Genomic DNA, 6,191 nt, shown 5'->3' on the forward strand with positions numbered 1-6,191 from the left:
TCCGGCCCCCTATGTCCGATCATTGGTTGACTCATTGCCCGCTCGACACTTGGTGGAATTGGTGAAGGTCCCGGTATTCGCAGTAAATTTGTATCTTGCAACATAAAACAAGCTCCTCTCATTTTCAGAAAATATTTTAAAATTAAAAAAACCCTTCCATCCCTTAATAACTAGGCTTAAGGGGCGAAAAGGTTTAAGCTTACGCGGTGCCACCCTTTTTTTACTATCATATATCAATGATAGTCTTCATTGGTTTTATGGATAACGGCGTTTGATTGCCGAACAGGCCTACTAAAAATTTCAACCTGTCAATTCCGAAGTGCTGTTCATTAAAGGAAACGCTGATTTTCACCATCCATCAGCTCTCTAAAGAATCTCATGTTAATGAAATTGTCTTCATCTATATATTTATATATATCATTAAAATTAAGTGATTTTTTATAATCATAGCAAATTATCGTTTATTGTCAATACACTTTTGCCTTGTTCTTGTCGAAAGAAACTATTGTAAGCACTTACATTTCAGTTTGATTCACAAGCATTCTGTAGATTCTGCCAGTATACATATTAAAAACCTGAATTAGTTTCAACAGGTTGCAAAATTAAATAAAACTATCCATTCATTTTTTCTAAAATTTCATCATACATAGCATCAATTCCTATACCTGTTAATAATGGGACTCCATCTATCACATTTTCCTTCATACTTTTCGGAACCATCGTGGTGGAAACAATAATATCATATTCATTAAGTCTTCCTAATTCATCACTGATCTTTGATTGGTATAAGATCACATTATGATTCAGATTCATATCCTTCAGCCATGCTTTAACCTTCTCAGTCACAATTGTTGACGTTGCAATTCCCGTTCCACACATAATTAGTAATTTTTTCATTTCATTCACGCTCCGGTATTTGATTTTATGTACGGCTTCTCCACATAAAGTCAATTATCTATTCCGCTAATCTTTTCCAACGGTTTCTCAATTTCTTCGGTTTGATTGTTACTGTCTATTTTTCGCCGGGACACTAAAAGTAATAATACAACAAGACCAATAAATCCAATTCCATACCAGCTGATCAGCTTTGCTAAACCGACAAAGATAAAGGTTGTCCAGACAGCACCATCTACTAATGAAGAAATACTCGTATTTGTCCCCATATCAAAACTGGCTGCCTTAGCTGCATCCGTAAATAGCGGTGTAACCCATGTTGCAATGTATAACCCAACACCTATATATAAGGAACCAGCAATTACAGTCCGAATAATATTTCCGTTAAACACGGGAACCATCAAACAGATTAGAAATGGAATCGTTGCTAAATCACCAAAAGGGAGTACGGTATTTCCCGGTAAAATTACCGCTAAAAATAGGGTGATTGGAACAATCAGTAATGATGCCGATAAGACGGTTGGATGACCAACGGACAACGCACTATCCATACCAATGTATAAGTCTCTTCCAGGAAATCTTTTCTTCACAACATTTCCGGCAGCCTCTGAAACAGGTGCCAATCCTTCCATTAAAAGAGATACCATCCGTGGCATCAGCAGCATAACAGCACCTGTTTGCACAGACAGTTGCAATGTTTCTGTTACATTATATCCCGCTAAAAGTCCAATGACTATTCCAATGATAACCCCCATCACAGTTGTGTCACCAAAAATACCCAAACGCTTTTGAATAGCTTCCGGATTTGCTGCCAATTTATTAAAACCGGGGATGCGATCAAACATCCAGTTGAATGGCTTGGCTACTAAATAAGACGGAGCTGAGCCGGCGTGAGGAAACGTAATATTTCTATATCCGTAAAATTTTTCAATATCCTTGGCAATTAAATCTCCCAGCAGAAAAATAAGTAACAGATGAACAACGATAGTAAATAATCCCAAAGCAAAATCACTTGTTAAAGCGTAAACAAGTGAACCTGTAAAAGCGCAGTGCCAGTAATTCCAAACATCAATATTCATTGTTTTCGTCAATCCGGTCATTAACAATATCACATTCACTGCCAGCCCGAGTGGGATTGCCAAACTTCCCAAAGCAGTCCCATAAGAAATAGCCGCTGAAGCAGGCCAACCAATATCTATCGTATGTAATTGGAATCCGAAATTATCCACCATTGCTTGTGCAGCAGGTCCAAGACTATCGGTTAAGAGCCCAATAACTAAATTTAACCCGATAAATCCAATCCCGACCGTTAAACCTGACCGGAATGCTTTGCCAGGCTTCGTCCCGAGTACTAAAGCAAAGAGGAAAATAATGATCGGCAGCATGACACTCGCACCTAGGTCTACAAACCACTGTAAAATACTCATCTTTCCCCAGCCTCCCATTTACTTAGGATAGATCTAATATCTTCCTAATCTGATCAATCTTTTTCGTTTGTTTTAATTGATGAACGAAGGCTTCGTTTTGAAAAACACCCATTATTTTTTGCAACATTTGAATCTGACCATGACCCGTCTCTAGTGCCATCATCATAACTAATGAGACCTGTATCGCCTGTTCGGAATCTCCCATCAGCATAAATTGGACAGGGTGTTTCAATGAAGCAAATACTAGTTTCGATTGGATCACTTCATCACCATCAGTATGTGGGATCGCAATACCATAAGGGGCTGCCGGCAATCCTGTCGGAAAATGCTTCTCTCTTTCTATAACACTTTCAGTAAAGCCTTTTTTAACATAACCGAGTTTATATAGTCGATCTCCTAATAGAGTTAACACTTCTTCCCTTGAATTTACTTCAAGGTCAACAAATATAAATTGCTTATCCATGTACATCGTATAGCCCCTTTTTCAACGGCGGTGTTATCACGACGAAAAAGTTAGTTTTAGCCAAAATATCGATGATAAAGCGTTTTTGCTTCTGCAATATCCTTTGTCCCGTGAACGAGCGTGCGCCCATCCTGAAACATGACAAGCCGTTGTTTTCCAACTGTAAAAGATAAAAGAAAGGCATTTTGCTCTACGTAGCCCCCCTTCATGGAAAGGGTTTTAGCGATTGATGGCAAATCACGCGCCTCCGTTTTTGCAGGACGAATCTGTACAGAATCCCTTCCGCATAACACAGCTGTTTTTGTCTGATTTTCAAATGAAAGAAAGGGATAGGTTGCATGCACACCACAAGAAGAACAATTTTCTTTTTTTATTTTGGAAACATTAATCATGGATTGCTGATTTGTCCAAAGATCAAAGGAAACCAGTTTCTTCCTGAGCGCCCCCCAATTCTCAGTAAGTATTTTTAAAGCCTCTGCGGATTGATAGACAACGACCATACCGACTGCAGGGCTTATAATCCCGGCTGTATCACAAGTTAAGCCACCAATAGGAACAGTTTCCATCAAACAATGTAGACAGGAGGTTTCATCCGGAATAATCGTAAAACTAATGCCATAACTGCCGACACAGGATCCATAAATCCAAGGCGTAGCATATTTTTGTGAGATATCGTTTATCAACATACGGATATCGAAATTATCAGTTGCATCAAGTATCAAATCTACATCTTTCACCAGTCTTTCCATTTCCTGAGGCGTCACGTCCATGATGTGCGCACTGATATCTATTTCTGAATTAATTTGTTGCAACCGTTTTTGTGCGGCAATTGCTTTCGGGATACGTTTTTCTGCATCCGCCTCAACGTAAAGCTGTTGCCGCTGCAAATTGCTCCATTCTACATAATCTCTATCCACGATAGTTATTTTCCCGACACCGGCGCGAACGAGTGACTCAGCATTACCCGTTCCAAGGGCCCCTGCCCCAATGATTAATACATGTTTTTCTGCTAATCTCTGTTGACCCTGTTCACCAATTGGGGTGAACAGGGTCTGTCTTGAATAACGATCATTCATCCGACACTCAATCCTTCCATGGGACTGCTTGAGGTTGCTGTTCGCTTCTTCGGGATTCTCCCGGCTTCATAACCTAAGCGCCCAGCTTCAATAGCGAGTTTCATTGCCTTTGCCATTTTAACAGGTTTATCCGCAGCTGACACAGCAGTATTTAAAAGAACCGCGTCAGCTCCCAATTCCATTGCCAATGCAGCGTCAGCAGGGGAGCCGATTCCTGCGTCAACAATGACCGGAACTTTCGTTTGTTCGATAATAAAACTTAAGTTGAGCGAATTAATAATTCCCTGCCCAGATCCAATCGGAGAAGCACCCGGCATGATTGCATGTGCACCAAGTTCTTCTAATTTTCTTGCAAGTACAACATCATCAGATGTGTACGGAAGCACTGTGAATCCTTCTTTTAGCAGTTCTTCAGTTGCTTTCAACGTTTCAACCGGATCTGGAAGAAGTGTCTTATCACAGCCGATAACTTCAACCTTGATCATGTCGCAAAGACCCGAGGCTTGCGCGAGCTTCGCGTGGCGAACTGCTTCATCCGCTGTTTTGGCACCGGCTGTATTTGGTAACAGGCTAACCTTTTCCAATTCAATCTTTTCCAAAAAGTTCGGCTGACTCGGTTCATAAATATTCATACGACGAACTGTAAACGTTAGAATTTCCGATTCTGAAACCTCAACTGCCTGTTTTTGAACGTCGAAATTCGGATATTTACCTGTACCTAATAATAATCTGGAGTTAAATTGTTTTCCGTTGATTGTTAACATTTCAACCACCTCCTACAAATTGAACTAATTCTATTTTGTCTCCATCTGCTACCTTCGTTACTGCATGTGCATCCTTTTCCAAAATCGTATCATTATGTTCAACAATGACTATTGGGTTGCTTATCTTAAAGTGCTCGATTATTTCCATAATTGTATTAATCGTAGTTGGTACTGTTATAAGCTCCCCGTTTATTTTTAGTTTCACAAATTCACCCCCTTTCAATGATGTCGTCTTCCTCAGCTTTATCCAATGCATTTCTATATTCTTTCGCAGCTTGCAATGGATCATTTGCAAGTAATATTCCCGACAAAACAGCAACCCCTCCAGATCCAGCTGCTAATATTCCCTTCGTATTTTCAGGAGTAATCCCACCAATGGCGATAACAGGTATCACTACCTTTCCGATTACTTTCTTCAAATTATCAAGTCCCCTTGGCATAACGCCGGGTTTTGATGCCGTTGGAAAAATATGTCCAAAAAAAAGATGGCTCGCGCCCTTTTCTTCAGCAATTATTGCCTCTTCAGAGGAATGGACAGAACTACCAATTCGCAAAGACGGGAACATTTCTCTTACCAGTGCAATATCTACACTATGATGAGTAAGCTGAACGCCTTTTATTTTCATGATGTATGCGACATCAATCCGATCGTTTACTATTATTTTTTCAGGCGGGACTTCCTTTTCAATTAAAGCATGAATGGCATCTATCAATTCTTTTGCTGGCCATGTTTTTTCCCGAATGTGAATAGCATCGACATATTTATGAATCCGCTGCACAACTTTTACAAACATTTCCCTTGATTGTTGTCCTGTTGAGACTACATGTAATTGTTTAGTCATCATTAACACCTACCCGAGATCAGAATATTCCGTCAAAATTAATCATGTCCCTCCTATTTCCAGTCGCATTTGTGACAAAATAAAAAACCACTTTCTTCATGCCGGAGCATTGAGAAAGTGGCTTGTGTTTTGTACATACATAGTTATATGTAACCAAATAATCATCAGCACATTACTTCCCTACGCTGGCACCAACCAGATCAGGTTCAAAGGGTCCCGAAGTTAAACTTCAATCTCAGCCTTTTAAAAAGGCACCCCTAGCGGATCGCTTTTATTTTTTATTTATTAAAACCATTGTAACATGAATGTTTCGTCTGTCAATGAATTTTGAATCTTAGTATTTAATTAAATTATCATGTTGCCGCATTATATTACTGTATAGCAGATTTTTCCTGTTTCACTTTTACAATCCAACCAAATGGATCTTCTTCTGTTCCTAATTGAATTCCTGTCAATGTGTCATATAACTGCTTAGATATTTTACCTGTTTTTCCTTCATTAACAATCATCTTCTTACCTTCCCAGTTAAACTCGCCGATCGGAGAGATCACAGCTGCTGTACCTGTACCAAAAGCTTCCTCCAAATGTCCGTTTTTATACGCTTCTTCAACTTCTTTCATCGAAATTTTGCGCTCTGTGACCGGTATATTCCAATGTTTCAGAAGCTCGATAATGGAGTTTCTAGTTACTCCTTCTAAAATACTTCCGTTTAATGCTGGCGTAAT

The 6,191-nt window shown here is 39.5% G+C and carries 8 protein-coding genes, 1 riboswitch and 1 other annotated feature; all 8 genes read right to left on the reverse strand.

Annotation, left to right across the window (positions count from 1 at the left end; translation table 11 throughout):
- Nucleotides 1–176: 176 nt before the first annotated feature.
- Nucleotides 177–412, reverse strand: a binding site (T-box leader).
- A 200-nt stretch (nt 413–612) separates the two neighbouring features.
- The gene (locus VK097_RS13345; protein WP_324212290.1) at nt 613–897 is read right to left on the reverse strand and encodes a PTS sugar transporter subunit IIB; all 285 of its coding nucleotides are present in this window, start codon (nt 895–897) and stop codon (nt 613–615) included.
- 50 nt (nt 898–947) lie between these two features.
- Nucleotides 948–2,321: a PTS galactitol transporter subunit IIC gene (locus VK097_RS13350; protein WP_324212291.1), complete on the reverse strand. Its 1,374-nt coding sequence runs from the start codon at nt 2,319–2,321 to the stop codon at nt 948–950.
- 22 nt (nt 2,322–2,343) lie between these two features.
- Complete coding sequence (locus tag VK097_RS13355) at nt 2,344–2,784, reverse strand: PTS sugar transporter subunit IIA (protein ID WP_324212292.1); 441 nt, start codon at nt 2,782–2,784, stop codon at nt 2,344–2,346.
- A gap of 56 nt (nt 2,785–2,840) precedes the next feature.
- A complete protein-coding gene (locus VK097_RS13360) occupies nt 2,841–3,860 on the reverse strand; it encodes a thiazole biosynthesis adenylyltransferase ThiF (RefSeq protein WP_324212293.1) in 1,020 nt (339 codons plus the stop codon).
- A complete protein-coding gene (locus VK097_RS13365) occupies nt 3,857–4,624 on the reverse strand; it encodes a thiazole synthase (RefSeq protein ID WP_324212294.1) in 768 nt (255 codons plus the stop codon). The genes VK097_RS13360 and VK097_RS13365 overlap by 4 nt, the downstream gene beginning before the upstream one ends.
- 1 nt (nt 4,625) lies before the next feature.
- Complete coding sequence (gene thiS, locus VK097_RS13370) at nt 4,626–4,829, reverse strand: sulfur carrier protein ThiS (RefSeq protein WP_324212295.1); 204 nt, start codon at nt 4,827–4,829, stop codon at nt 4,626–4,628.
- A gap of 4 nt (nt 4,830–4,833) precedes the next feature.
- A complete protein-coding gene (tenI, locus tag VK097_RS13375) occupies nt 4,834–5,466 on the reverse strand; it encodes a thiazole tautomerase TenI (protein ID WP_324212296.1) in 633 nt (210 codons plus the stop codon).
- A gap of 160 nt (nt 5,467–5,626) precedes the next feature.
- A riboswitch (TPP riboswitch) is annotated at nt 5,627–5,735 on the reverse strand.
- A 102-nt stretch (nt 5,736–5,837) separates the two neighbouring features.
- Nucleotides 5,838–6,191 (reverse strand): aminotransferase class IV (locus tag VK097_RS13380; RefSeq protein WP_324212297.1); only part of this gene is annotated, 354 nt, incomplete at its 5' end.

It is taken from the genome of Lentibacillus sp. (assembly GCF_035301675.1).
Taxonomy (GTDB): domain Bacteria; phylum Bacillota; class Bacilli; order Bacillales; family Amphibacillaceae; genus Lentibacillus.

Bases quoted from the DNA above. Each gene is read 5' to 3' on its own strand.
- VK097_RS13345 (WP_324212290.1), bottom strand. From the start codon at position 897: ATGAAAAAATTACTAATTATGTGTGGAACGGGAATTGCAACGTCAACA.
- VK097_RS13350 (WP_324212291.1), bottom strand. From the start codon at position 2,321: ATGAGTATTTTACAGTGGTTTGTAGACCTAGGTGCGAGTGTCATGCTG.
- VK097_RS13355 (WP_324212292.1), bottom strand. From the start codon at position 2,784: ATGGATAAGCAATTTATATTTGTTGACCTTGAAGTAAATTCAAGGGAA.
- VK097_RS13360 (WP_324212293.1), bottom strand. From the start codon at position 3,860: ATGAATGATCGTTATTCAAGACAGACCCTGTTCACCCCAATTGGTGAA.
- VK097_RS13365 (WP_324212294.1), bottom strand. From the start codon at position 4,624: ATGTTAACAATCAACGGAAAACAATTTAACTCCAGATTATTATTAGGT.
- tenI (WP_324212296.1), bottom strand. From the start codon at position 5,466: ATGACTAAACAATTACATGTAGTCTCAACAGGACAACAATCAAGGGAA.